We start from the raw sequence: 26,333 nt of genomic DNA, 5'->3' as shown, positions 1-26,333 counted from the left end.
TTATGAGTACCCACACACTATAAAGTGTTTTATATAGATGACCTGCGAGTGGGGTCACGAAAAGAAGAGTAAATCGACGCTTTTACATGGCTTTAAGAAAAGCCCATCATCAGCGATAATCACTCCCTTTCTTAATCATCGCGGAGTGTTGATGAGCGATCTGCAGCCTTTCCCTCTGACGCGCAAGCGCCCCATGAAACTGTACACGCTGGTCACGTTGATGGTGTCCGCGATTATCGCCTCGGTGTTGCTGGTAGTTTTTGCGCTCTATTCCGTGCAGATCACCCGGGCGACCCGCGATGATGTAAAAGATACCGCTCTGGGCATCGCCCGCACGCTGGCCGACAGCCCTGAGATCCAGCGCGGCCTGATGCAGTCGCCGCAGGCCGACATCATTCAGCCCATCGCCAAAGCCGTTACCCAACGCAACGATCTGCTGCTTACCGTGGTGACCGACATGCGGGGGATTCGCTACTCGCACCCGAACGAGGCGCTCATCGGCCTGCATTTTATCGGCAACGATCTGGAACCCGCGCTGGAAGGCAAAGAGAATGTCTCAGTTAACCGTGGTGCCCTCGCCGAGGCGCTTCGCGTTTTCACGCCGGTTTATGACAGCCAGCACGATCAGATCGGGGTCGTCGTGGTCGGGATTTCCCTCAAAAAGGTGGAAGACCAGATAGCCCGCGGGCGGCTCAACGCGCTCTGGACGATTTTATTCAGCATATTTATGAGCTCGATGGCGATATGGGGTCTGGTACGGGTCCTGAAACGCATCCTGTTCGGGCTTGAACCTTACGAAATTTCCGCCCTGTTCGAACAGCGCCAGGCGATGCTGCAGTCGCTTCGCGAAGGGGTGCTGGCCGTCGACATTCACGGCCGCGTAACAATGATTAACCACGCTGCCAGAGAGATATTACTTCTTCCCTCCGGCAAGCAGACCGAAAACACCAGCGAGCCGCTGCTGGCAAACCTGCGTGAGGTATCGAAAACCGGGATTGCGCGTCAGGATCAGGAGATCAGCTGCAACGGACGACTGCTGCTCTGCAACATGGTGCCGGTCAAAAGCCAGAATCGGGTGATCGGGGCTATCAGCACCTTCCGCGATAAAACGGAAATCAGCCAGCTGATGCAGCGTATCGATGGCATGGTCAACTACGTCGACGCCCTGCGCAGCCACACGCACGAGTTTATGAATAAACTGCATGTGATCCTGGGCCTGCTGCACATGAAGCGCTACGACAAGCTGGAGGAGTACATCATCCAGACGGCGCATAATTACCAGACGGACATTGGCACGATCCAGAGCAAGGTAAAGTCCCCGGTCGTTGCCGGATTCCTGCTGGGTAAAATCAACCGGGCGAAAGAGGCCGGCGTCACCCTGACGCTGGCGGATGAAAGTCTGATACCGGATACCGGCAGTGAAGAGCAGGTTGCGGTGCTGATCACCGCGCTGGGTAACTTAATCGAAAACGCGCTCGACGCGATGGCAGGACAGCAGGAAGGCGAGATTGGCCTGCTGCTGCATTATCAGAATGGCTGGCTCAGCTGCGAAGTCAGCGATGATGGCCCCGGCATTGATCCCACTCAGCTGGAGGCTATTTTTACTAAGGGGTTCTCAACAAAAGGTGAAAACCGCGGCGTTGGGCTGTTCCTTGCTCGCCAGCAGATCCAGAACCTGGGCGGCGATATTACCGTCGAGTCTGAGCCTGGCGTATTTACCCAATTTTTTGTTCACATCCCCTGGGATAGCGAGAGGAATATCGCGTGATAAATGTATTAATTGTCGATGATGACGCCATGGTAGCCGACCTCAACCGTCTGTACGTCAACCGTGTTGAAGGCTTCAGCTGCTGCGGCGTCGCCTCCACGCTCAATCAGGCCAGGGCCTTTATCAATAACCCCAGCCAGCCTGTCGATCTGGTGCTGCTGGACGTCTACATGCAGCAGGATAACGGGCTGGATCTGCTGCCCGATATTCGCGCGTCAGGCCGCCCGATTGATGTGATTATGATCTCCTCGGCCGCCGATGCCGCCACGATCCAGACCTCCATCCACTACGGCGTGGTGGATTATCTGATAAAGCCGTTCCAGTTCCCGCGCTTTGAAGAGGCGCTGAACGGCTGGAAGGCAAAGCACAGCCTGATGGGCTCGCACCAGTATTACGAGCAGGCGGACGTCGACAGGCTGATCCACGGTGGCGCGCCGGAGCTGGCGGACACTAAAAAATTGCCGAAGGGGTTAACGCCGCAAACGCTGCGCACGATTTGCCAGTGGATTGATGGCCATCCGGAGACGGAATTTTCCACCGACGATCTGGCTAACGCAGTCAATATCTCCCGCGTCTCCTGCCGTAAGTACCTGATTTGGCTTGCGCAGATCAACATTCTGTTCACCAGCATTCACTACGGCGCCACCGGGCGTCCGGTGTATCGCTACCGCTTACAGCCGGAACAGATCGGGCTGCTCAAACAGTACTGCCAATAACGCGGTAGCTCTCGTCCAGAAGGGTAAAACGGAAGTGGTGCATCGAGGAGATCACCACTTCTTTTGTTTTGGTCACAAAGATAGCTTCAATATCGGGGCGCGCGCGCAGGGCGGCACAGCCCTTTTCTACCCCCATGCCGTACATCAGCGTGGTCCAGATGTCGCCGTCAATGGAGTCTTTTGAAATGATAGTGACGCTCTCCAGCTCGTTGTCGAGCGGATACCCGGTGCGCGGATCGAGAATATGGTGATAGCGCTTGCCGTTCTGCTCGAAGTAGCGCTCGTACGTTCCCGAGGTCACCACGGAGAGGTTCTCCACCGTCATCGCACCGATAAGCGCATCACCGGCGAACGGTTTTTTTAGCCCCACGCTCCAGCCCCCTTCCGGCGAGCCTAACGTCTGGATGTTTCCGCCGAGGTTGATCAGCCCCAGCTCAGCGCCCTCTTTGCGCAGGTAGTCCCGCACCCGGTCGGCGATATAGCCTTTAGCGATGGCCCCCAGATCAATCTCCATCCCCGACCTGGTCAGAAACACGCTGGTCTGCGCCTCATCAAGGATGACCTCCTCGGGCCGGGTTATCGCCAGCAGGGACGCAATGTCATCGGCAGGCGGAACGCTGTCTCCCTGAAAGCCAATCTTCCAGCGCTTCACCAGCGGGCCGATCGCCAGGTTAAACGCGCTGTCTTTTAGCATGCTTGCCGCTTTGGCACAGCGGATCAGTTCAAACACCGGACGACTGACGGCAACCGGATGCTGGCCCGCCGCATGGTTGATGTCCATCACCTGCGAATGCGCCCGGTTAACGGTGAGGAGATCTTCGTACTGTTTGATCAGGCGGAAAACGCGGGACGCGAGGGCTTCGTCATGGAAGAAGAGCTTCAGGAGAATGGGCGAGCCCATCAGAACGGCGGAGTAGCTGTAAACGCGATGGCTATCAGGCATTGTATGTGTCCTCAGATGTAGCCCCGGCAGGCACCGCGCCGCCGGGGAGACAGGAGCCTTACGTTCTTTTTGAGCGCATCGCCGCCTGATGTCCTGCAAGGGTACCAAAAATAATGATATCCGCCACCGCGTTACCGCCGATACGGTTGCCGCCGTGGATCCCCCCGACCACTTCACCCGCCGCAAACGCCCCCGGCAGTACGTTGTGGTTGCTGTCCAGCACGCAGGTTTCGGTGTTGATGGTCACGCCGCCCATGGTGTGGTGCACGCCTGGCGCAATCTGAATAGCGTAGAAAGGCCCTTCGTTGATAGGCGCACGCAGCGCGGTGGTACGACCAAAATCGTCATCGTGCTGTTTTTCAACGAAACCGTTATAACGTTCCAGGGTCGCGAGGAAAGCGTGGTGATCCATACCGAGCGCATCCGCCAGCGCTTTTGGCGAGCTGGCGCAGGTCACGAAGCCTTTCGCAATATACTCATCCGCGGCTTTGTTTTTGGCACGTACGTGCTCGTCAAAGACGATGTACGCGTATTTCTCCGGCAGCGCGATGATTGACGCCGAGACTTTATCGCGGGTCGACATTTCGTTGTAGAAGCGCTCCCCTTTCTGGTTGACCAGAATCGCCCCGCCCCCGCGGATGGATTCGGAAATCAGGTACGAGGTGTTCTGCTCAACGGTTGGGTGAATTTGGATTTCGCCCATATCCACGGTGCCCGCCCCGATGCGCTCCAGCAGCGCGATGCCGCCGCCGGTTGCCCCTTTGTGGTTGGTGGTGACGAACCCTTCCAGATCCGGACGGTATTTGACGACCATCTGGCTGTTGGCGCTGAAGCCGCCCGTCGCCACGATCACGCTTTTCGCTGCCACGGTGACGGTTTCGTTCTCTTCAGTGGTCAGGCGAACCCCGGTCACTTCACCGTTCTCGAAGATGATGTCGCTGACGGAGGTATCCAGCATCACCTCGATGTTGCGTTTGTTGACGTTACGCACCAGGCCGCTGATCAGGTAGCCCCCCACCGCAGAGCCGTCTTTTGGACGGTGAGTACGGTCGATGCTCATCCCACCGGTGGTGGTGATGTCGTTCAGCATGATGCCGCGCGTTGCCAGCCACTCAATCGCCTGCGGCGCGTTCTCGACAAAGCGGCGCAGCAGTTCAGGGTTGTTCTTGTTGCCGCCGCCTTTCAGGCTTTCCTGGTAGAACAGCTCTTTGCTGTCCTGAATGCCCTTCACGCGCTGGAAGCGGGTTTCGGCGGCATTCATACCGGCAGAGGCTTTAATGGTGTTCCCGCCGATGGTCGGCATCTTCTCAACAATCAGCACGCTCGCGCCTTCGTCGTGAGCCTGAATCGCCGCCGCCAGACCGGCGCCGCCGCTGCCGACCACCACCACGTCCACGCTGCGGGTTTCGTTCGGGTCCACGCCCTCTTCCGCTGCCAGCGCTTTGCTGGATTTCAGCATCGCTTTAGAGACCGCTTTCTTCACCGCTTCACTCTGGCTGGTTGCACCGGTGATGGCATCCACGTGCGGGGTATTGGCGTCCAGAATGCGGGTACGGATCTCTTCAAAGCTGGTGACGAACTCAACGTCATCGCTCGGGCCAGAGGCCAGCTCGATGTCCGCAATGCAGTCGGTTTCCAGACTGACGTTAATCACCAGCTCGTTCGCGTCGTCCTGCACCTTCTCGGTGAACATGCCCGGTTTGAATTTCGATTCGCCCATGCTCATGTCGCGGATCATCGCTTCCACCAGCGAGAAGCGCCACAGGGGTTCAGGAATGCTCAGTTCCTCGCGTTTGGTGCTGTCCATAAACAGCTCCAGCGTTTCCCCGGCCGCGATGCGGTCGGTCCAGTCCGGGTAGGCAATGGTGGCGCGGCCAACGGCAATCAGGTCGTAACCGTGGTCCAGCGCTTCATTCACGTCTGACGCATTCACCACGCCGCCCACGCCCATCACCGGAACCTGCGCCAGCGTTTCAGAACGCATCGCGCAGTATTTTTCGATCAGCGGCGTCGGGTCCTGGGTGTCGACAATGGACGGACGCAGGGTCGCGCCGACGGAGAAGTGCAGGTAGTCCACGCCGCGCGCCGCCAGTTTTTCCAGCAGGTACATGGTGTCTTCAAAGCGGATGCCCGGCACTTCCAGCTCTTCAGGGGAGAAGCGGTAGCCAATAATAAACGCGTCGTCCGCGTACTGGCGTACCATTTTGTGGGTGATGTCCAGCACCGCCAGCGGGAACTTCGCGCGATTGTCGCGGCTGCCGCCCCACTCGTCATCGCGCTGGTTAGAGTTTGGAGAGTAGAACTGCTGAATCAGGTAGGTGTTCGCCCCGTGGATTTCCACGCCGTCAAAACCGGCCTGGATGGCGCGGCGCACGGCTTCACCAAATTTGCCGATCATGCCTTCCACTTCTTCGGCGGTCAGGGCAACCGGCGTTGCGGCACCGTCACGCGGCGCGGCCACGGCGCTTGGGCCAACCGGGGTACGGCCACCGATCAGTTTCGGATCAACCATGCGGCCACCGTGGTAGATCTGCAGCAGGGCCTTAGAGCCTTTGGATTTAATGGCCTCGGCGATTTTCGCCAGCCCGGCGATTTTCTCGTCGTTATCAATACCAATTGCGCCCGGGAAGGCGAGGCCGAGATCGTCGACGAAGCAGCACTCCACGATGATGGTGCCAATGCTGCCGGAACGGGCCCGATAGTACTCCACCAGTTCGCTGGTAACGGTGCCGTCATAATAGCCGGTACAGGTGGTCATAGGGGCCATTAACAAACGGTTTTTCAGTTCAGTGCCATTCGGTAATGTGAAGGGGCTAAGAATGCGTTCGTTAGTGCTCATAATAGAAACTCCAAACTTTTAAAAATTGAGAATTCGTTATCGGATTGATTTTTTTATTTCGTCGTTTTTTGCCGATGTCATGATATTAATATAATGATTTTTTTAGTTTCTAAGGTTATTACGTTAGTTAAAAAACTATTTAATCCCTGTGATAACACTAATAATACATTGGTGTTAGCGATTGTCATTCAGGCATTCACAATATTTTAAAATACGTTAAATAAAAAATGGTAAAACCATTACACCAAAAACCAAAAACACCCTTTAAAATCAACCAAATAGTAATTATTAAAAATTCAAATTGTTACAGAAATGATAAAATAAACCCGCAAAAAAGATAATAACCACATACGCCAGAGTGGTTATTAATAAAAGCATAAAAATAACGCTGCAATTCTGTTTTTTTGATCTCGATCAATAGTCATGGCATTTAAAAGCGCAATATAAAAACATCATCATTTTTTAATTTAACGCACACAAAAAAGCGTTAAATCGCTATTACTGAAAATACAAAAACGCACCTTTAATAACTAAAAAAAGCAAAGAAACTTAAGAAAGCAATTTTGACTTTTCAGTGCGACCGAATTTTTGACAACTTAAGACGTGAAACTATGAATACAAAAACTGCTGTAACGCCCCCTGTGGCGAACCAGGCATCAAATGGAAACGCAAAACGTCTGCTGATGATGGCACTGCCCGTCATCGTCGCCGTACTGCTGCTGTTTGTTCCCGTTCCTGAAGGGCTGCCGCCTTACGCGTGGCACTACTTCGCCATCTTCGTCGGCGTGATCGTCGGTCTTATCTTCGAACCCCTGCCGGGCGCGGTGATAGGCCTGACCGGCGTCGTCGCCATTGCCCTGTGCAGCCAGTGGGTGCTGTTCAGCCCTGAACAGCTGGCTGACCCGAAATTCAAGCTGGCGGGCGCCTCCTTTAAGTGGGCAGTGAGCGGGTTTGGTAACTCCACCGTCTGGCTGATTTTCGGTGCCTTTATGTTTGCCGCGGGCTACGACAAAACCCGCTTCGGCCGCCGTCTGGCGCTGATTCTGGTGAAGTATCTTGGCCGTCGTAGCCTGACGCTCGGTTACGCGATTACGTTTGCGGACCTGCTGCTGGCACCGTTCACTCCGTCCAACACCGCGCGCAGCGGTGGGACCATCTACCCGATCATCGCTAACCTGCCGCCGCTGTACGGTTCAAAACCCAACGACCCAAGCGCGCGTAAGATTGGTTCGTACCTGATGTGGGTGGCGATCACCGCGGCCTGTATCACCAGCTCAATGTTCCTCTCCGCCCTTGCGCCGAACCTGCTGGCCCTGGCGCTGGTGAAAAGTACGGTTGGGATCGACATCTCCTGGGGGACCTGGTTCCTGGCCTTCCTGCCGCTGGGCATCCTGCTGATCCTGACCATGCCGCTGCTGGCCTACTGGTTCTACCCGCCAGAAGTGAAGGTGAACAACGAAGTGCCGCTGTGGGCGACCCGCGAGCTGGAAAAACTGGGCAAACTGTCGCGCAATGAGATCCTTCTGCTGGTGTTCGTATGCTGCGCGCTGCTGATGTGGATCTTCGCCGCCGCGTGGATTGAACCCGCGATGGCGGCCCTGCTCATCGTCGGCCTGATGCTGTGGACCGGCGTGCTGGAGTGGAACGATATCACCGGCAACAAAGCGGCGTGGAACACCTTCGTCTGGTTCGCCACCCTGGTGGCGCTGGCGGATGGCCTCTCCTCTACCGGCTTTATCAGTTGGCTGGGTAAAGAAGGCGGTCTGCTGATGAGCGGTATCTCTCCGGGCGTGGCGACCATCGTCCTGCTGCTGGCGTTCTACCTGCTGCACTACCTGTTTGCCAGCACCACCGCGCACACCACGGCGCTGCTGCCAGCGATGCTGACCATCGCCTCCACCATTCCGGGCATGAATATGGAAGTGTTCGTTCTGCTGATGGTGACCTCGCTGGGCGTCATGGGGATTATCACCCCGTACGGCACTGGCCCAAGCCCGATTTACTACGGTAGCGGCTACCTGCCAACCAAAGACTACTGGCGCCTCGGCACCATCTTCGGTGCCATCTTCCTGGCGGCCCTGCTGCTGATTGGCTACCCGTGGATGTCCATGATGTTCTGATTCCTGACCGCCGGACTTCTCCTCCGGCGGTTTTATTTTTGTGGAGCAATGCTATGTCGAATAAACCGTTTTTTTATCAGAACCCCTTCCCTCTTTCGCATAACGACACCGAATACTACCTGCTGACCAACGAGCACGTCTCCGTTGCCGAATTCGACGGCCAGGAAGTGCTGAAGGTGGAGCCCGAAGCCCTGACCCTGCTGGCGCAGCAGGCCTTCCACGACGCCGCATTTATGCTGCGTCCTTCCCATCAGAAGCAGGTCGCCGCCATTCTTAACGACCCGGAAGCCAGCGAGAACGATAAGTACGTGGCCCTGCAGTTCCTGCGCAACTCTGAAATCGCCGCCAAGGGCGTGCTGCCAACCTGCCAGGATACCGGCACGGCAATCATTATGGGTAAGAAAGGCCAGCGCGTCTGGACCGGCGGCGGTGACGAAGCGGCCCTGAGCCAGGGCGTGTATAACACCTATATTGAAGACAACCTGCGCTACTCGCAGAATGCGGCGCTGGATATGTATAAAGAGGTGAATACCGGCACTAACCTGCCCGCACAGATTGACCTCTACAGCGTCGACGGGGACGAATACAAATTCCTGTGCATGGCGAAGGGCGGCGGCTCTGCCAACAAAACCTATCTCTACCAGGAAACCAAAGCGCTGATTACCCCGGCGAAGCTGAAAAACTACCTGGTTGAGAAGATGCGTACCCTGGGGACCGCAGCCTGCCCGCCGTACCATATCGCGTTTGTAATCGGCGGCACCTCAGCGGAAGCCACGCTGAAAACCGTGAAGCTCGCCTCCACCCGCTACTACGACGCGCTGCCAACCGAAGGCAACGAGCACGGCCAGGCGTTCCGCGACGTTCAGCTCGAACAGGAACTGCTCCAGGAAGCACAGAATCTCGGCCTCGGCGCACAGTTTGGCGGGAAATACTTCGCCCACGATATCCGCGTGATCCGCCTGCCACGCCACGGTGCCTCCTGCCCAATCGGCATGGGGGTCTCCTGCTCCGCTGACCGCAACATCAAGGCGAAGATCAACCGCGACGGGATCTGGATTGAGAAGCTTGAGCACAACCCGGGTCAGTATATTCCTGAATCCCTGCGCCAGCATGGCGAAGGCAACGTGGTGAGCATCAACCTGAACAAGCCGATGAACGAGATCCTGGCGCAGCTTTCCGCGCACCCGGTCTCTACCCGCCTGTCGCTGAACGGCACCATTATCGTGGCGCGCGATATCGCCCACGCGAAGCTGAAAGAGCTGCTCGACAACGGTGAAGAACTGCCGCAGTACGTCAAAGATCATCCGATTTACTACGCGGGCCCGGCCAAAACGCCGGAAGGCTACGCGTCCGGCTCGCTCGGCCCGACCACGGCGGGACGTATGGACTCGTATGTGGACTTACTGCAATCCCACGGCGCGAGCATGATCATGCTCGCGAAAGGCAACCGCAGCCAGCAGGTAACCGACGCCTGCCATAAGCACGGCGGCTTCTACCTGGGCAGCATTGGCGGCCCTGCGGCGGTGCTGGCGCAAAACAGCATTAAGAGCCTGGAATGCGTCGCGTATCCGGAGCTGGGAATGGAAGCCATCTGGAAAATTGAGGTGGAGAACTTCCCGGCGTTTATTCTGGTGGATGACAAAGGCAACGATTTCTTCCAGCAGATCCAGAACAAGCAGTGCAAAGGCTGTTCACAGCGCTGAGATTTTCCATAACGCCAGCAGCAGCGACAGCAACTTGTTAATTAACTCCTGCTGTCGCTGCCCTGTATGGAGAATAGTTTTCTTATTCTCCATACACACCATACAAACGCTTTTTCTTCATTTTAGTTTTTCAATATATGCTAACGCCGCATGCTATTGTCGAACAACGGCCTGATAACTGAGATAATTACCGTCGTCGGTAATCACACGATAGGCTACTGTTTTTCCCGGCAAGAGTGGCTTATCAGGCAAAATCACCTTTTCCGCCCGTGGCGAAACCATAATATTGGTCAGCGGCCTTTGCCCGGGTATCTCCACGTTGAGGCTGATATTCCAGGGCGTCGGGTTAGTAATGATTAACCGCGTATCCTGAGCGCTGAACTGAAGCGTCTGATACTGAAGAGCATCAGGATCGCCGATGTCGGCAGGACGAATAAAGACCTTCATCCTTAAGCGTAACGGCAGAATTAACTTTTGCGCGTTCTGCCGGGTCCGCTCACTCTCAGGCTGGATCTGGAAAATATTCAGCCAAAAGACGCTTTCCCGATCGTTCGGCAGCCCCTGACGTGCCGTAAGCAGCAAACGCAACGAGCGGATCTCCTTCGGCAACATTTTGAAAACCGGAGGAGTAGACACAATCGGCGTGCTGACTTTGTCCGGCGGCACCAGCGGATCGCCCGTGTCCGTCCAGACCTGAATTATGGCTGGCGTTTCACCATCGTTAGAGAGATTCAGCGACTGGGCCATTTCGCCAGCGCTGAAAATCACACGAGTCCGATCGACGTTAACCACGGCATAGGCCTCAGCGATGAGGCACGTCATCAGCAAGCCTGCCAGAGCAAGCCTACTGGAAATTAACAACGACTTGTAATTGCGCATTAACCGTACCTGGCGTCACAGTTTGCCCACTGAGGGCCTCTAATGATGCGGTAAAATCACCGGTATAGGTGTTTACCGCCCCCGTCGACGTCAGGCTGGTAAGATCCTGATACGCATACCAGCCGCGCGAGTTTCCCGTGCCGGTTATGCTCCTGTCGGGTAACAAATTGATTGCCGTCCCACTCCGGTTAAGGATTTTTATACCCACGCCAGAAGCCACGCCGCTTTTACCGTAATGCGAATCCAGTAGCCAGGTTAGACCCCCACCGCTGGTCACCAGCCCCAGCCCTTGCGCAGCACTGACAGCAACGGGCTGGTTGACTAAAAAGCCCATGGCCACGTTTGCCTTGCTGGCCGTGGACGTGGCGGTACCGGAAACCGCGCCTGACTCGCACTCGAGGCTGACCGAGAACGGAGCCTGACTTGTACCTCCGGCCTGCAACGCGGAGGAGCTGACGGTGGGTAAAAGCACAACGGCGGGATAGTCTTTAACCTGACATAGTGCACCACGGACGTAGGTCACGGCATTGTAGGTACTCCATGCGCCGGGCCAGTTTGTATACCAGCCATAATAATAAATCGCGCTATCCTGGCCCACCACGATTGAATTTGATGCCAGCCCGGGGCCTTTAAAGGCTATATAGCCTCGCGGTTGGGTATAGGCATCTTTATAGTAATTGCTGGCGTTAAGATAATAGGTGGTGGATGAAATCTTATACATTTCATACAGCACATTGCTGAATGCGCTGGCTGGAATGTAAATATAGGTTCCATCCTGATACCAGTCTGCCGAGGTGATTTGTCTTTGCTTCCAGTAGCGGCTGTAATATTCCCCGGTGCTGAGATTGGTCATTCTTACGGCGACGTTTTTTGCGACATCATAATACGCACCCTCAATTTCAGCGGAGGCATACATGCCGGTATAGGCATTATCGCCGTTGGTAGCATACATTTCATATAAACTTCCGGCGTCAGACAGGGCGCAGCGGAACAGAATTTGATTACTGGCATAGGTTTTATTAGTCGCTGCCGTTAAAAAATTGCCCACCGCGCTGGCAAGCAACGTTCCCGACGGCTGAAAGTTAGTGCCGCTGTTGATGTTGATTACCGCCGGCAGCCCAATATTGCCATGGCAGGTATCACATGCACCCGACCAGTCGGCGGCAGTATACCCTGCCGCGATGGCCATGCTGGAGAGTGATGACGTGCTGGTCACCCTGATGCAGTTTGCCCACGCGGGCTGGCTTATCAGCAAAAACAGCCCCAGCACCAGAAAATGTTTTAACCTGTCCTGCATTTTAATTTTCCTTTTCACATATCTGGCTCAGGTAAACCAACGGCTCTGCGTTTCGCCCGGTAATTTGATACGGCACACGGCAGCGCTGGTCGCGCTCTTTGCCCCATTTCACGCGCAACACACCGGAGGCTTCCGGGACACGGGCATAAATTTGGCCACCCTGCCCCACCATGCCAATCAATGTTCCCTCGGTATCCCGCACCTCCGCCCCCATTGGCGGTAGTTCTCCGTCACGGGTACTAAGAGTAATGAGAACGGCTTTGCCTTTCAGCGTGGCAAAGTCCACCCGGACCACTGCCCCCGCATAGGGCACGACGCGCTGACTTCCGCCTTTCAGTTCGGCATCCGCCATCATAGTGCGCGAGTCCAGGCTGACGTTGTTGCTACGGTAAGGGGAAAGCGACGGCAGAATGGCGTAGCCAAACGCGTCAATAGTCGCCCCCTGTCCGTTCTGCACGCGCGCACCCTGGGCACCATCGGCGTGTACCAGTGCGAACGTGTCGCTGGTATACGGCCCGAGCGTTAATCCTCCCGGATGTAGCACCAGTGTTCCGGATGCACCAAGCCCTGCCTGCCGGTAGTTATCCCCCTGGTCATAGCTGGCCTGTACGGACCCCACGCGGGTATTTTCCTGAACGTTTCCACCAAACGTCGTGGCGTTACCGCTGCTCCCATCCCGATAACGTTCATATCCGCCGTACACGGAGTACGATCTGTCACGACCGTCCCCTGCCGTGCCGGTTAGCGATACTGTCGAGGAGCGGCTGGCGCGCGACTGGTTGTAATTGTAAGCCACCGACGCCAGGTTGCTGCCCCAGTCCAGGGGGACCGACACGTTGAAAGAGACGGTATTTTCGGTGTATTTCTCTATTGAACTGTCATCAACCGGCTCGCGAGTACTGGTATAAAAGCGTCCGTAGTCCCAGCTCGTCCGTTGTCTGGCTAAGTTCATCCCATAGCTAATTCGTCGCCACTGATTGCTGTAGCCCAGCTGCAGCTGGGTCATACGCGACTGATTGCTATAGTAATCCGCCGTGCTGGCACTCAAATTAAGTACCCCCCAGCTTCCCATCGGCTGGCTGACCGTCGCCGTCAGTCGATTGCGCTGATGCAGGGTGTCTGAATAGTACTCCGTACCGCTTTTCTGCTGGCGGCGAACGCCCAGCACATCCTCCAGATCGCGATAACCACTCGTCGAATAGCGATATGCGGCAAGCACGAGGTTAGTGCCTGCCGTAAACGTCTTGCTGTAGCTGATTTCTGCACGCCATCCCTGCTGCCGGTCATCATTTTCAACCAGGGCATCAGACCAGGTGGCATTCAGACCAATTGCACCAATTTCAGTCGCCAGCACGCCCCCTGCCAGAAAAGCCGTGTAGTCCTTTGCCACGCGCAGGCCGAGGTTGCTGGTGACTTCATTGCTCAGCCCTCGCTGTAACACGCCTTCCAGGAAGGTGTTTTCAATACTGTAGTACTGACGAACGCGTCCGAATGAGAGGCCGTATTGCCAGTTGCCCGGACGCACGGAATCAGGCACAGCGGAATAAGGCACGGTAAAACGGGATGTTTTTCCGCTGGCCTCAATGACCTCAACCTCAAGATCCCCCTGACTGCGGGTGTTGTATAAGTCATTGATAACGAATGGTCCAGGCGGAACGTTGGTTTCATAAATGACGTTATTTAGCTGCTTAATCACCACGTGTGCGCTGCTGGATGCAACGCCCCTGACTTCCGGAGCATAGCCCCTCTTCCCCTGCGGCCACATGCGTTCATCGGTTGCCAGTTTCACCCCATTGAACGAGAGGCTGCCAAAGAGGCTGCTGTCGGTATAGTTATCACCCAGCGCCAGCACGCTATCGATCGGTTCGATGGGACGCTGTACCCAGGTTCGAACGGCGTTATAACTCGAATCGCTTCCACTTATGCTGCTGTCCGCATAGCGCAGGTTTCCCTGATGTCGAACCTGCCACAGCCCAAGGTTGGTTCCGGCATTGATGCCGCTCCACAAATAGTGATAGCGGTAGCGAGTGTCTGTATTTTCCGTGAACGTGTAGCGGGTGTTATGCCGCAAAAAGATCGCCGCCATCCCCGCGTCCCATTCACTTACCGGAATATAGCCGCGAGGCGTACGCTGGAGTTCCGTCATCGGAATAGCCAGCTGAAGGCGCAGTGAGGCCTGGTCAAACAACCAGGTTGCATGTTCAGCCCACTCACTCAAAAGGCGACACGCTGTCCCCTCATCGCGGTCTGCTGCTTTCAGTTTTGCGGCCTGCATGAGCGATTTGCCCAGACAGGGTTCAGGATCGCGACCATCTGCTTTAGCGCGGAAGACGATCTTTTCTTCGCTTTTCACCAGCGTATTGTTGACGTATACATCCACCAGATAACGTCCGGGTGCGATCTGATGCCGGTTAAACTGCTCCAGATCCATGCCCCAGGACGAGCCCTGCAGCAGTGAAGAGTCAAAAACATATTCTTTCGCCTCCACCAGCCCCGTGCAGCTCAACGAGATACACAGCGCCAGCAGATTGCGACGAAACTCAGGGGTACGAGACAGGGTAGTGCCCATTGATCCGTGCTCCCTGATCGTTAACAAGCCATACCCTGACCGTACCATTTCCCACGGTTTTGGTTTTCCAGTTGTTAAACCAAAACGTTTGACGATCGAAAGGCGCTACCGTATCAGCTGTGAGGGTATGCTTTTTCCCCCCCGCCTCAGCCTCAATGAGGGTTAATGACGCATACCACGGCTGCGGGTTCTCTATCGAAATCCCATACCCCTTTTGCGCATCGAAAGTGGTGTTGACCCGCAGCCCGTTCAGCTGATTTTTTGGGGAGCCAATGCCGGCTGGCCGGTAAATCACTTTTACCCGGGTACGTAGCATGACCAGCATTCTGTTCTGCCCTTTTTCACTCTCGAGATTCGAGGGTGGGACCTGGAGCGCATTGAACCAGTACAGGGATTCCCGATCCTGCGGTAAATCGCGCGCGCCGGTATGGGTCACGCGGATAACTTGTCCCGCTTTCGCCTGGATTCGAAACACGGGAGGGGTCGTCAGAAAAGGGATTTTCGCGCCCTCAGCCGGAGTCGCGTTAACATTACCTTCGTCAAACCAGGTTTGAATCACGTAAGGAATGTCATCATTATTCTTGAGCTGCACGTCAACGGACGAGGCCCCGGCAGGATAAATAATCCGGCTGCCCAGTATCGTGACGCTTGCGGATGCGGTGTTTGCCAGCATCAGTACACATATCAAATAAGTCAGGTACTGAGCGATACGCTGAAGATGTGCGCTTATCATTATTAACAACTCCCGGGTCGAATGAACCTGGTGTGGCGAGACCCTGACTGCAATGCGCTGAGTGGAATGTGCACGTTTGCATCCTGCAAAACGTGCACACGTTAGTTCCAGTGCGGCCTGTTACTGATAGGAAACGGCATATTGCAGCGTGGCCTCTACCGTACCCGCCGTCGCCGCTGCGTTGGCGTAATACTGCGCGGTATAGGTAGCGGAGGCGTCCGTCTGGTTCGCGGCCAGCTTGAGGTCGCCATTACCGGTAAAGCCATTGCTCAGGTTCACAACGGCATTGGCGGTATCCAGGATCTGGACTTCAACGTTCTTCGCGGTGCCGGTGTTGCCAAGGTTGCCGTTAGACGTCACCTGATTACCGACAAACACCGTCGAGATTTTCGTTTCCCCACTGGCGTTGCCCGTGCAGCCGCTTACCCCGATATCAAACGTGACCGATCCCACGGTATCACCGCTGGCGGCAAGATCGGAGGCGCTGACCGTTGGCAATAAAACCACCGGAGAGGCGCTGTTACCGTTTACGGCAACTGAACAGGTTTCATCCGTCACCTCCCCCTGGAAGGTGATGGTGTTGTCAGACGCAGCAAAAGCCCCACCAGAGACCAGTGACGCCCCCAGAACTAACGCAATAATATTTTTCTTGTTCATAACGCTTATTCCTGTTTTATCAATTGAACCGATAATGAAAACTTCCTTTTTTACAGACAAACCGGTCATATGAAATTGAACGCCACATAAAGGCGAACGCGTAAACCCTGTCCGATGAGCTGCAGGAACAAATCTATACGAAAATCCCTATTACAAAAATAATTAACCATTAAATCGCAAATCTTAAGATTATAACTCTACAGATGAGGTAATTTAATGTGCGATTAAGTTTTTTATGCCAGTCGCGTCACAATTGCAGTGATTACTTATGCGCCAGCGAGGGAGAAAAAAAAGAAATTATGCTTTTCTCAAGATTTTGAATGAGAAAAGGATGTTGATTCTCTGGGAGAATTAAACCGGTGATCGGGAGGGAAGATTAAATTCCCGGCGAATACCGGGAAAATAAAGGATAATGCACTCAACGTGGTGGCAATAACCCCCAGCATATCTCTTCTTTGCCGTCACTCAACATGCCGCAACGCATAAAATAGAGACGCGAGAGATTGGAAGAATACGTTTTGAACGTACTGCTTTTGATGATCAGGACATACTCATTACTCTTACAGACGGGGTTAAGCTTTACCGCTAAATCCATCACAACCTTCTTTACGTCAGGATTGGTTATACTGTCCAGCGCCTGTTCAGACATCATGACCTTACAGGAGCCAGCATTTCCCATGTAAATCTCATTACGTTCAACGGGCTTACTGGCAACCCAGAATCCTGCAGCCCCGCCCAGCGCCACAACAGCGAAAAAAAGCACCAGCTGATTTACTATTCCTGTTTTCATCGTACGCCAGCGTGATACTTCGCCCGCGCTGCTTTCGGCAGTTTTGCCTTTTAGTAAACGTCCGTTGGCAATATAAGCGGTTTCGGTTTCTGAAGTGGCCCCCATGATGACGTCAACCGGCTCTGAGCATTTTTCGATGTCAACGTGCTGATGCAGCATAAAGCCTATTTTGGGTACGGTGACAATCACCTCCTCATCCATGCCAAGATTCTTCATAATCTTACGTAACTTACTTACGCACTGGTTAAGATTATTGTTGCTGGAAACCATGCCATAGTCGTCCCAGACTTTCTTAAATATTACTTCCCTTTTTATTGCCTCTCCCTTATGGGCAATAAGCAACAATAAAAGTCTCTTCGTAGGGTTCGAGATTTGAATCAACTCATCCTGAGAACCTTCGAGGCCCAGTGTACTCATATCTGAGTCAAATATTATCTGCTTATTCATTATAAATTTCATATGCATAAACTCTTATTAAGTAAGTTTTCCTCCGGGCATGCGCGAAATGGCTCCTGACGCGTTACCTCGCTTGGGCACGTGACGCAGATCATTTTTAATATTTTCATCTTGTTAAGTTTATTTTTTTTGCGAAGTCCAGGATACATTACACAGTGCAGGCCCCATAGTCAGAATTTTGTACTGTATCATAGACAAGTTATCGCATCATTTACTAAAAACAACAAAAATTTAATATTTTAATCTTGAAAAATATTAATAAATTTTAATCGCCTTACCCGACTCTATTTCAGCAATCAGGAATATTCAGGAATATTCAGAATTATTAAATTAAGAAAGGGGCATATCTGAACGCTGAACGTGTACTCAACACTATAACCCTGAAAGTAAAATTCATTAATATTCAACAAGTTAAACATTGCGGTGGTTATTTTGATACATCGCATGAATCATCTTTAAGGTGAGAAAAAACTGAAAATACAGTTTAAAATTGATCTAAATCAAATTTAGGTGAGATTTATCCTTAAAAATCACATCATAAATACAGCTCAGACCTCACATCGCTCATTCGCCTCAACAAACCTGTCGAAAAATCAGCCGGATATAAGAAAAGATCGCCTGTATACCCACAATATTACCTTCCGTTCTTACGTTTTGGCTCCTGTGATTAAGGCGATTAAAAATAGCGCAATTGTACTTTGATGGCCGGTTAAATATTTACAATTCTTTCTGACTTTTTTAATTACACTACTGAGCAGACTGACTAACTTAACTCAAAAACAACAAATGATGAACAAGGGATAAACGGACGCAGAAAAACATTAAACGGGCCGATAAAAGGCATCCGGACCAGTATAAAAAACTATTTTTACACTGTTCACAAAGATTAACACCATTAAATAAAGGGAGAGATATAGAATTAATCACCTATAAAATCGCACACTCACGTCGTCATGAAACGTTTTACTATTCGACTGCAGCCCATAATGTCACTCACTACGAGGCAACTCTGTGGATATGAAGTGCTGTCTGAGCCTCCCACTGAGGTCAATATTGCAGAGTGGTTTGAACAGTGCTCATCCGCCCAACTCCTGCAGTTGAGAACGTGGCAGCTCAAGACGCTTGAAAGTCAAAAAATCACCGTAAAGCTCTTTGTTAACCTCACCACAACCATTCTCGCCAGCGAAGAGGGGACCGCGGCGCTTCTGCAAGGCCCTTTACCGGGGGTCGTTGAGCTTCAGGACCCAATGGCAATCGCCCGTCTTGACGCGACCAGGCTCGCATTACTGGATAAAAATCTCCGGCGTCTTCGGCATGCCGGTATGGAGGTCTGGCTCGATGATTATCTCAGCGACTATGGCAGTACGCTTGCCGATAGCGGGCTGGAATTCGATGGGGTGAAACTCGACTGCGCTGCGTTCCAGCAGTATCGCAACGATAGCGCGGGTTTAGCGCACCTGATCGCTGAAGCACGACGTTTCGGAACGTTCGTCCTTGCGGAAGGGGTTGAGAGTCAGGGAGACATCAGAGCGGCATCGCTGGCGGGGGCCGATCTGGCGCAGGGATTTTACTGGCCGGAGAAAAAAATCCATGCGGTGCAGGCCCCGTCGGTTCAAACCCTCCAGAGACAAATGCGCAATGTCACATAACCGTAATAGCAAAATGCCGCCCTTCTATCGTAACCATATAATTAAATAGATGTTAACTTATTGTAAATTATGGTTATCCAGCTACACCATTAAGGATTGATGCATGTCACGCATCAGCTTATGTGTAATTTGCGCTTATTAATTTTCCCTCACTGATCCAGTTTTCAGAAACAGACGCGTAAAACGTCAACAATAAACTGGAGATAACCATGTTTTCCTCAACCTCACCTGCAACCGTACGCTCTAAGGCGGGCGCGATACTTCGCGTGACGTCCGGCAACTTTCTTGAGCAATTCGATTTCTTTCTTTTCGGCTTCTACGCCACCTACATCGCCCACACGTTCTTCCCGGCGAGCAGTGAATTTGCGTCGCTGATGATGACCTTTGCCGTCTTCGGCGCGGGCTTCTTGATGCGTCCAGTCGGGGCCATTGTGCTGGGGGCTTATATTGACAAGGTCGGTCGCCGCAAAGGGCTGATCGTGACGCTTTCCATCATGGCGGCAGGCACCTTCCTGATCGTGCTGATCCCGTCCTATCAAAGCATCGGGCTTTGGGCACCGTTGCTGGTACTGACGGGCCGTCTGCTGCAGGGCTTTTCCGCCGGTGCGGAGCTTGGAGGCGTCTCGGTCTATCTCGCTGAAATCGCCACGCCGGGCCGCAAAGGGTTCTATACCAGCTGGCAGTCCGGCAGTCAGCAGGTTGCCATTATGGTCGCCGCGGCGATGGGTTTTGCCCTGAACGCGCTGATGGAAGAGAGCGCCATTCGTGAATGGGGCTGGCGCATCCCGTTCCTGTTCGGCTGTTTAATCGTGCCGTTTATCTTTTTCCTGCGCCGCAAGCTGGAGGAGACGGAAGAGTTCAGCGCGCGCCGCCATCATCTGGAGATGCGTCAGGTCTTTAAAACGCTGCTTGGCAACTGGCAGGTGGTGGTCGCGGGCATGCTGATGGTGGCGATGACCACCACCGCGTTCTACCTGATCACCGTCTACGCGCCAACCTTCGGCAAAAAAGTGCTGATGCTGAGCGCCTCGGACAGCCTGCTGGTCACGCTGCTGGTAGCGATCTCTAACTTCATTTGGCTGCCGGTGGGCGGCGCGCTGTCGGACCGCTTCGGGCGTAAACCGGTGCTGATTGCCATGACCCTGCTGGCGCTGGCCACCAGCTACCCGGCCCTGACGCTGCTGGCTGATGCGCCAAGCTTCTCCATGATGCTGAGCGTCCTGCTGTGGCTCTCCTTCCTGTATGGGCTGTATAACGGTGCGATGATCCCGGCGCTGACGGAAATTATGCCCGCTGAAGTCCGCGTGGCGGGCTTCTCGCTGGCTTACAGCCTCGCAACGGCGATCTTCGGCGGCTTTACCCCGGTGATGTCCACCGCGCTGATTGAATACACCGGTGACAAAGCCTCGCCGGGCTACTGGATGAGCTTCGCCGCGGTGTGTGCCCTGCTGGCAACCCTCTACCTTTACCGTCGTCGCGCGGTTTCGGTGCAAAACACCGTTAAGTCGCAGGAGGCCGCATGACTCGCACTTCTCGTTATACCGTTACCGCGCTGATGCTGACGTTCCTGAGCGCCAATGCCTGCGCTCAGGAGGTGAAAGTGATGATTTCAGGCGGTTTCAAAGCCGCCCTTGAAAAGCTGGCACCGGAATATGAACGCCAGACCGGCGATACCATCGTGATTATTCCCGGTCCGTCAATGGGCGCTACGCCGCAGGCGATCCCAAACCGGCTCGCGCGCGGCGAGAAAGCCGACGTGGTGATTATGGTGGGCGATGCGCTGGCGAAGCTCGAAAAAACCAGCCAGACCCAGCCGGGTTCGCGAACCGAACTTGCGGACTCCCCCGTCGGAATGGTGGTGAAAAAAGGGGCGGATGTCCCTGATATCAGCAGCGAGGCGACGCTACGTAACGCGCTGCTTCAGGCCAGCTCCATCGCCTATTCAGACAGCGCCAGCGGCAGGTATGTCAGCCAGACGTTGTTCAAGAAACTAGGGATTGAAAAGGAGGCGGCGGCTAAAGCAACGATGGTCGAACGCATTCCGGTTGCTTCGGAAGTGGCAAAAGGGAAATACGCCGTGGGCTTCCAGCAGGTGAGCGAGCTGCTGCCGGTTCAGGGCGTCACCTTTATCGGTAAAATCCCGGATAATCTGCAGTACATCACGCGCTTCGCGGGTGCGGTCACCCGTCACGCTGAACATCCTGACGAGGGGAAAGCGCTGCTGACCTATCTCGCCTCACCGCCCTCACGCGCCGTCATCGAGAAGACGGGGATGATCCCCGTTACGTCCGGCGATACCGCTCGGTGATCTCTTTTTCCAGTTCAGCCGCGATATAAGACTGGATGCGCCCCCGGCGCCGGATAAGCCCCACGGTACGTTTAACTTCCGGCGCCACCAGCGGCAGATGCGTCAGCGGCGTGTACTCTGAGGTCGGCATTGACATGGCGGGAACGGCGGCAATGCCGATCCCCGCCTCTACCATACCGAGCATCGTGGTGACGTGGCGCGTTTCGCAGACGCTGGGGCGCTCGGGAATGATATCCCCCAGCATCCGATCCAGCAGGTTGCGGTTCCCCGACGTTTTATCAAGGGAGATATAGTCCTGCTGGTAAAACGCCTGCCAGGTCAGGTGGCTCTTCTGCGCCAGCGGGTGGTCCTTTCTGCACGCCACAACGTAGACATCCTCTACCAGCGGGAAAAATTCAATTTCAGACGGCAAGTTTCCCGCAAAGCAGATGCCAAAATCCGCCTGGCTTCGGGCCACGGCGTCAATCACATTCCCCGCGCTGCTGTCGATGAGCTTAATGCGAACGCGCGGAAAGCGGGACTGAAAGCGACGGATCACATCAGGCATAAAGTAACAGGCGGCGGAAGGTACCGCGGCGACCGTAATCAGCCCCGTCCTCTCTTCACTGGCCTTATCGACATCCGCCAGCATTGATTCTACGTTGTCGAGCAGCTGTGCTGAGCGTTCAGCAAAGTTTTGCCCGTATAACGTCAGGGCGACGCGGCGGGTGGTTCGGTCAAACAGCCTGGTTCCCAGCGCGGCTTCCAGCTTTTCGATTCTGCGGCTCAGCGCCGACTGGGATATGCAGATTGATTCAGCGGCGACACGGAAGTTACCGTATTCCACTAACGCCCTGAAGGCATAGAGATCGTTAAGGTCGAAATTCACGGGCATAGCGTCTGGATGTCCTGTCAGGGAAAGCAACAAAGTCAAAAATAATAGCGTCTTATTGACCTTCCGCAACCGGCGCGGTGTTGAAATAGGTCAGAGGTCGTTGAGATTGAGGCGAATGCGCCCGGCCTGGTCCGCAATCGCCTGCCGTTCCTCTTCCTTCATATCCGCAAGCTGTTTATAGACAATGCCCAGGCGGGGATTGTTACCGAGGCGCGCCCGGTTGCGCGCAAAGAAATCCCAGTAGAGGGCATTGAACGGGCACGCCAGCTCTCCGGTGCGCTGGTTGTGCTGGTACCGACATCCCTGACAGTAATTACTCATCTTATGAATGTAGGATGCGCTTGAGACATAGGGCTTACTGGCCAGTAACCCGCCATCGCCAAACTGGCTCATGCCGAGAGTATTGGGCAGCTCCACCCATTCAAACGCATCAATATAGACCCCCAGATACCACTCATGAACCGCCTGCGGCGACAGGCCGCTGAGCAGACTAAAGTTCCCGATCACCATCAGGCGCTGGATATGGTGGGCGTAAGCCTCGGTAAGCGATTGCCCAACGGCATGCGCCAGGCAGCGCATCTGCGTTTTGCCCGTCCAGAACCAGTCCGGCAGCGGAGCGTGCTGCTCCAGGGCATTCAGCTCGCGATAGCCCGGCATTTGCGACCAGTAGATCCCGCGCACGTACTCCCGCCAGCCGAGAATTTGTCGGATAAAACCTTCAACGGCAGGCAGCGGCGCGTGGCCAGAACGCCAAGCCTGCTGGGCGGCGGCCACCACTTCCCGGGGATTAAGCATTTTGGTATTCAGCGCAAAAGAAATTAACGAATGAAAAAGAAAAGGTTCCTCCGCGTGCATCGCATCCTGCCAGTTTCCAAACTGCGGGAGCACGTGAGAAATAAACGCATCCAGACTGGCTTTGGCTTCCGAACGGTTGAGCGGCCAGCGAAAATTGTCTGCCTGCGGTTCGCCGAAGGTCTTTACGCCGCAGCGTTGGATCTCTGCCCACAAGGCTGAACGATCGTGGCGGGGGCGCGAGTCACCCGGCGCGGACGGCTCGCCCGACCAGCGCCTGCGGTTTTCAGCATCATAATTCCATTTCCCCCCTTCCGGCTCGCCTTCAGAGGTCAAGAGAATCCCGTGCCGACGGCGCATTTCCCGATAAAAGTATTCCATTCGCCAGCTTTTACGCGACGCAAAAAACGCGCTTACCGCGTCCCGGGGGGTGAAAAAATGCTCGCTGCTGACGCAGGCTGTTTCGACGGACGCTGTTTTCGCCCACGCCTGCAGCTGCGCATCAAGACGCCATTCGTCGGGCTCCTGCCACAACACCCTTCCGGCGCTGTAATGCGTAACAAGCGCGTTGAGATTGTCTTCCAGCGCGCCGCGGTTTGAACCGTCAGAGAGCCGGACATACCTTACCCGATGCCCCTTCTCTTTCAACGCTGAGGCAAACGCCCGCATGGCGGCGAAGATAGCGATAACTTTCTGGGCATGATGCAGCACGTATGCGGTTTCCGCCCGCAGCTCCAGCATCACGTAAATGACGTTCGGACTGCAGGTATCAAACCAGCTGTGATGCGGATTAAGCTGATCGCCCAGGATCAGGCGCAGCTCGGTCAACGGTGGCTCCTGCGGCAACGCTCGGAACAGTATTTGACCTCATCCCAGCATTTCGCCCATTTTTTGCGCCACGTCATGGGCCGCTGGCAGTGCACACACAGCCGACTGGGCAGGTCCTGCTTGTTGCCTTTGAAATCGCTCATCTTTTCAATACCGTACTGATTTATTCACCCCACCTGCGGATAAAGGCTACGACAGACGTCACAAAATGAAGGTGATGCCTGCAAAGCGCTACCCACCGCTACGTACGAAATGATAGTTTATTCGGGCTGTAAGTGTTGCAATGATAACGTTCCCCTTTGTGTTCAAGTGACGAGTTTGCGAGCAAAGCGATGATTAAGTGGCCCTGGAAAACGAATGAGGCTGGCCGGGATATGGCGCTGCCGTGGGATGACGCGCTGGCGATCCCTGTTCTGGCGAATCTTAAGCCGGATGAACAATCGAAGCTGGTTCAGATGGCGGATCGTTTTTTGCAGCAAAAACGCCTGGTGCCGCTGCAGGGGTTCGAGCTTGATCCGCTGAAAAACGCCCGCATCGCCCTGCTTTTCTGCCTGCCGGTGCTGGAGCTCGGCATTGAGTGGCTGGATGGTTTTCATGAAGTGCTGATTTATCCTGCACCGTTCGTCGTCGATGACGAGTGGGAGGATGATATCGGGCTGGTACACAACCAGCGGGTGGTGCAGTCCGGACAAAGCTGGCAGCAGGGGCCAATTATCCTCAACTGGCTCGACATTCAGGACTCGTTCGACGCCTCGGGCTTTAATCTGATTATTCACGAGGTGGCGCATAAGCTTGATACCCGCAACGGGGATCGCGCCAGCGGCGTGCCTTTTATTCCGCTACGTGAAGTCGCAGGATGGGAGCACGACCTGCATGCGGCAATGGATAACATCCAGGATGAGATCGATCTGGTGGGCGAAAGCGCGGCCAGCATTGATGCCTATGCGGCAACTGACCCCGCCGAGTGCTTTGCAGTGCTCTCGGAGTACTTCTTCAGCGCCCCCGAACTCTTCGCGCCCCGTTTCCCGGCGCTGTGGCAGCGTTTCAGCCAGTTTTATCAGCAGGATCCGCTCCAGCGCCTGCGGCAAAATGAGGGCGCTGGCGGCTTTTCATCCCACCACGTCCATTAATTTTTTTCGACAGGGGTACGCTCGGTTAACCGTACCCCGATGCTCAGCGCTAAAAACAGCGCCGCCACGCCAAAGGCCGCCGTCGTTAAATAGTGTTCGCCGAAAAAGCGCGTCACAACTGGCACCAGCAGCGCGCTGACGCCATAGCCCAGCGTGTGGCTGGTCGCAATAGCGCCCGCCCCCTTCCCCGTGGTCAGGCGATCGTTCAGCAGCAGCTGATAGCCCGGCGTTGCCATTGCCGCGCCGAGCGAAGTGATAGCAATCCCCACATAGAACAGCGCCAGTTCGGCGATACACATTAGCGCCAGCCCAGCCACCATCAGCACCGCCGCCATGCAAAGCAGGGTCAGCGGGCTGAAATGCTGCGGACGAACCACCAGGAACTGCGCCGCGAGCGTAGCCAGCGCGGCCAGGCTCAGCAGGAGCGCAACATGATGGCTGATATCCCGGGCGTTGCCGTCCAGCAAGGGGCTGAGGTGCGGTGACAGGCCGAGCTGCATCAGGCTCACCAGCGCCGCCAGCAGCATCGCCAGCAGCAGGAACGGCAGCATGGACATCTGCAGACGGGTCGCCTGGTGTGCCACCGGCGGCAGCGGCGGATCCGCCACCTCCCGCAGCACCAGCAGCAGAGCGATTAACGGCGCGATCGCCATCAGCCAGAGCGGCGCGACCGGGTTAACGCTGAGCATCAGCGCCGCCAGCGGAGGCCCCAGCAGGCGGCCGCAGCTTAGGCCGGAACTGATGGTTGCCAGCGCCGCCATGCGTTTATCCCGGCCCGCACGCTGAATGGCCCACGTCTGCGCGGCAGGCACCATGCCCGACACCGTCAGGCCATACAGCAGACGCGAGAGGATCAGCCCCGCCAGCCCCCAGGTGCTTTCCAGCCTCCCTGCCGCCATCGCCCACACCACCAACGCCATGACGCCAAAGCTGGCGAGATAGCCGCTGAGGGAGGCCACCATAACGACCTTACAGCCGCGGCGCTCGCTCTGGCGTCCCCACCAGGGGGACGCGGGTAAGAAAAGCATGGAGCCGAACATCAGCAGCCCGGCCCAGACCGAGAGTGAAAGTCCGGTCAGGGTCACCAGCTGCGGAAGCATGACCAGCAAACCGTTTTGCCCGATGCCCAGCAGGCCCGCGCAGAGCGCCAGGGGCCAGTTGGCTTTGGAGGTGATATTTTCGGTCAACGTTTCAGAATCAGCGCGCATGAAAATGTGAACATAGTGTCAATAAATGTGTGGAAATTATGAAGTTAATGAAAACAAATATTGCAAAAATAGTT

20 protein-coding genes are annotated in these 26,333 nt (G+C 55.0%); 8 read left to right on the top strand and 12 right to left on the bottom strand.

The window, feature by feature from the left end; translation table 11 throughout:
• The first annotated feature begins 151 nt into the window (after positions 1-151).
• Entirely contained in the window at positions 152-1,768 is a 1,617-nt protein-coding gene (locus IM294_RS15240; RefSeq protein ID WP_063154964.1) for a sensor histidine kinase, read from the top strand.
• On the top strand, positions 1,765-2,484 hold the full coding sequence (gene dcuR / locus IM294_RS15235) for a two-component system response regulator DcuR (RefSeq protein ID WP_028013719.1): 720 nt from the start codon (positions 1,765-1,767) through the stop codon (positions 2,482-2,484). The genes IM294_RS15240 and dcuR overlap by 4 nt, the downstream gene beginning before the upstream one ends.
• Here dcuR and IM294_RS15230 read toward each other — a convergent pair.
• The gene (locus IM294_RS15230) at positions 2,465-3,427 is read right to left on the bottom strand and encodes an FAD:protein FMN transferase (protein ID WP_047367849.1); all 963 of its coding nucleotides are present in this window, start codon (positions 3,425-3,427) and stop codon (positions 2,465-2,467) included. The two genes, dcuR and IM294_RS15230, sit on opposite strands and share 20 nt — an antisense overlap.
• Before the next feature lie 58 nt (positions 3,428-3,485).
• Positions 3,486-6,266 (bottom strand): flavocytochrome c, encoded by a 2,781-nt coding sequence (locus IM294_RS15225; protein WP_126818442.1) that lies wholly within the window; start codon positions 6,264-6,266, stop codon positions 3,486-3,488.
• A 611-nt stretch (positions 6,267-6,877) separates the two neighbouring features.
• On the opposite strand from IM294_RS15225, the gene IM294_RS15220 reads away from it, so the two are divergent.
• Together IM294_RS15220 and fumA are read left to right on the top strand one after the other, a co-directional pair.
• On the top strand, positions 6,878-8,386 hold the full coding sequence (locus IM294_RS15220) for an anion permease (RefSeq protein WP_023325580.1): 1,509 nt from the start codon (positions 6,878-6,880) through the stop codon (positions 8,384-8,386).
• A gap of 53 nt (positions 8,387-8,439) precedes the next feature.
• Positions 8,440-10,089 carry a class I fumarate hydratase FumA gene (gene fumA / locus IM294_RS15215; RefSeq protein ID WP_126818441.1) on the top strand — a complete coding sequence of 550 codons (1,650 nt, stop codon included), beginning with the start codon at positions 8,440-8,442 and terminating at the stop codon, positions 10,087-10,089.
• 153 nt (positions 10,090-10,242) lie between these two features.
• Here fumA and IM294_RS15210 read toward each other — a convergent pair whose 3' ends face one another.
• The 6 genes from IM294_RS15210 to IM294_RS15185 form a co-directional block, all read right to left on the bottom strand.
• Positions 10,243-10,911, bottom strand: a complete 669-nt coding sequence (locus IM294_RS15210) for a fimbria/pilus periplasmic chaperone (RefSeq protein WP_232928062.1) — start codon at positions 10,909-10,911, stop codon at positions 10,243-10,245.
• A gap of 22 nt (positions 10,912-10,933) precedes the next feature.
• Positions 10,934-12,265 carry a fimbrial usher protein StbD gene (gene stbD / locus IM294_RS15205; protein ID WP_126818439.1) on the bottom strand — a complete coding sequence of 444 codons (1,332 nt, stop codon included), beginning with the start codon at positions 12,263-12,265 and terminating at the stop codon, positions 10,934-10,936.
• 1 nt (position 12,266) lies between these two features.
• Complete coding sequence (locus IM294_RS15200) at positions 12,267-14,822, bottom strand: fimbrial outer membrane usher protein (protein WP_370552622.1); 2,556 nt, start codon at positions 14,820-14,822, stop codon at positions 12,267-12,269.
• Complete coding sequence (locus IM294_RS15195; RefSeq protein WP_049136347.1) at positions 14,806-15,567, bottom strand: fimbria/pilus periplasmic chaperone; 762 nt, start codon at positions 15,565-15,567, stop codon at positions 14,806-14,808. The genes IM294_RS15200 and IM294_RS15195 overlap by 17 nt, the downstream gene beginning before the upstream one ends.
• A gap of 120 nt (positions 15,568-15,687) precedes the next feature.
• Positions 15,688-16,224, bottom strand: a complete 537-nt coding sequence (locus IM294_RS15190) for a fimbrial protein (RefSeq protein ID WP_047367856.1) — start codon at positions 16,222-16,224, stop codon at positions 15,688-15,690.
• Between the two features lie 418 nt (positions 16,225-16,642).
• Positions 16,643-17,461: a winged helix-turn-helix domain-containing protein gene (locus IM294_RS15185; RefSeq protein ID WP_185860363.1), complete on the bottom strand. Its 819-nt coding sequence runs from the start codon at positions 17,459-17,461 to the stop codon at positions 16,643-16,645.
• A 962-nt stretch (positions 17,462-18,423) separates the two neighbouring features.
• On the opposite strand from IM294_RS15185, the gene IM294_RS15180 reads away from it, so the two are divergent.
• The 3 genes from IM294_RS15180 (at position 18,424) to IM294_RS15170 (ending at position 21,427) form a co-directional block, all read left to right on the top strand.
• The gene (locus IM294_RS15180; protein ID WP_126818436.1) at positions 18,424-19,119 is read left to right on the top strand and encodes an EAL domain-containing protein; all 696 of its coding nucleotides are present in this window, start codon (positions 18,424-18,426) and stop codon (positions 19,117-19,119) included.
• A 209-nt stretch (positions 19,120-19,328) separates the two neighbouring features.
• Entirely contained in the window at positions 19,329-20,642 is a 1,314-nt protein-coding gene (locus IM294_RS15175) for an MFS transporter (protein WP_100170017.1), read from the top strand.
• A complete protein-coding gene (locus IM294_RS15170) occupies positions 20,639-21,427 on the top strand; it encodes a substrate-binding domain-containing protein (RefSeq protein ID WP_049000091.1) in 789 nt (262 codons plus the stop codon). The genes IM294_RS15175 and IM294_RS15170 overlap by 4 nt, the downstream gene beginning before the upstream one ends.
• Here IM294_RS15170 and IM294_RS15165 read toward each other — a convergent pair.
• The 3 genes from IM294_RS15165 to IM294_RS15155 form a co-directional block, all read right to left on the bottom strand.
• Positions 21,402-22,301, bottom strand: coding sequence for a LysR family transcriptional regulator (locus IM294_RS15165; protein ID WP_028013727.1), 900 nt, complete (start codon positions 22,299-22,301; stop codon positions 21,402-21,404). The genes IM294_RS15170 and IM294_RS15165 overlap by 26 nt on opposite strands.
• Before the next feature lie 90 nt (positions 22,302-22,391).
• The gene (locus IM294_RS15160) at positions 22,392-23,921 is read right to left on the bottom strand and encodes a cryptochrome/photolyase family protein (protein WP_126818435.1); all 1,530 of its coding nucleotides are present in this window, start codon (positions 23,919-23,921) and stop codon (positions 22,392-22,394) included.
• On the bottom strand, positions 23,918-24,064 hold the full coding sequence (locus IM294_RS15155; RefSeq protein ID WP_072001212.1) for a DUF2256 domain-containing protein: 147 nt from the start codon (positions 24,062-24,064) through the stop codon (positions 23,918-23,920). Before IM294_RS15155 ends, IM294_RS15160 begins: the two co-directional genes overlap by 4 nt.
• Positions 24,065-24,253: 189 nt before the next feature.
• Between IM294_RS15155 and mtfA the strand changes: the two genes are divergently transcribed.
• Positions 24,254-25,051, top strand: coding sequence for a DgsA anti-repressor MtfA (mtfA, locus tag IM294_RS15150; RefSeq protein ID WP_126818434.1), 798 nt, complete (start codon positions 24,254-24,256; stop codon positions 25,049-25,051).
• Here mtfA and IM294_RS15145 read toward each other — a convergent pair.
• Positions 25,048-26,259 carry an MFS transporter gene (locus IM294_RS15145; RefSeq protein ID WP_126818433.1) on the bottom strand — a complete coding sequence of 404 codons (1,212 nt, stop codon included), beginning with the start codon at positions 26,257-26,259 and terminating at the stop codon, positions 25,048-25,050. The genes mtfA and IM294_RS15145 overlap by 4 nt on opposite strands.
• Positions 26,260-26,333: the final 74 nt, after the last annotated feature.

Origin of the sequence: Enterobacter cloacae complex sp. P43RS (genome assembly GCF_014930585.1) — a bacterium.
Lineage (GTDB): Bacteria > Pseudomonadota > Gammaproteobacteria > Enterobacterales > Enterobacteriaceae > Enterobacter > Enterobacter bugandensis.
This window is presented reverse-complemented; position numbering and strand designations above follow the sequence as displayed.

Bases quoted from the DNA above. Each gene is read 5' to 3' on its own strand.
- IM294_RS15240 (WP_063154964.1), top strand. From the start codon at position 152: ATGAGCGATCTGCAGCCTTTCCCTCTGACGCGCAAGCGCCCCATGAAA.
- IM294_RS15155 (WP_072001212.1), bottom strand. From the start codon at position 24,064: ATGAGCGATTTCAAAGGCAACAAGCAGGACCTGCCCAGTCGGCTGTGT.
- stbD (WP_126818439.1), bottom strand. From the start codon at position 12,265: ATGCAGGACAGGTTAAAACATTTTCTGGTGCTGGGGCTGTTTTTGCTG.
- IM294_RS15225 (WP_126818442.1), bottom strand. From the start codon at position 6,266: ATGAGCACTAACGAACGCATTCTTAGCCCCTTCACATTACCGAATGGC.
- IM294_RS15230 (WP_047367849.1), bottom strand. From the start codon at position 3,427: ATGCCTGATAGCCATCGCGTTTACAGCTACTCCGCCGTTCTGATGGGC.
- IM294_RS15210 (WP_232928062.1), bottom strand. From the start codon at position 10,911: ATGACGTGCCTCATCGCTGAGGCCTATGCCGTGGTTAACGTCGATCGG.
- IM294_RS15165 (WP_028013727.1), bottom strand. From the start codon at position 22,301: ATGCCCGTGAATTTCGACCTTAACGATCTCTATGCCTTCAGGGCGTTA.
- IM294_RS15170 (WP_049000091.1), top strand. From the start codon at position 20,639: ATGACTCGCACTTCTCGTTATACCGTTACCGCGCTGATGCTGACGTTC.
- IM294_RS15145 (WP_126818433.1), bottom strand. From the start codon at position 26,259: ATGCGCGCTGATTCTGAAACGTTGACCGAAAATATCACCTCCAAAGCC.
- mtfA (WP_126818434.1), top strand. From the start codon at position 24,254: ATGATTAAGTGGCCCTGGAAAACGAATGAGGCTGGCCGGGATATGGCG.
- IM294_RS15180 (WP_126818436.1), top strand. From the start codon at position 18,424: ATGAAACGTTTTACTATTCGACTGCAGCCCATAATGTCACTCACTACG.
- IM294_RS15195 (WP_049136347.1), bottom strand. From the start codon at position 15,567: ATGATAAGCGCACATCTTCAGCGTATCGCTCAGTACCTGACTTATTTG.
- IM294_RS15185 (WP_185860363.1), bottom strand. From the start codon at position 17,461: ATGAATAAGCAGATAATATTTGACTCAGATATGAGTACACTGGGCCTC.
- IM294_RS15220 (WP_023325580.1), top strand. From the start codon at position 6,878: ATGAATACAAAAACTGCTGTAACGCCCCCTGTGGCGAACCAGGCATCA.
- IM294_RS15175 (WP_100170017.1), top strand. From the start codon at position 19,329: ATGTTTTCCTCAACCTCACCTGCAACCGTACGCTCTAAGGCGGGCGCG.
- IM294_RS15190 (WP_047367856.1), bottom strand. From the start codon at position 16,224: ATGAACAAGAAAAATATTATTGCGTTAGTTCTGGGGGCGTCACTGGTC.
- fumA (WP_126818441.1), top strand. From the start codon at position 8,440: ATGTCGAATAAACCGTTTTTTTATCAGAACCCCTTCCCTCTTTCGCAT.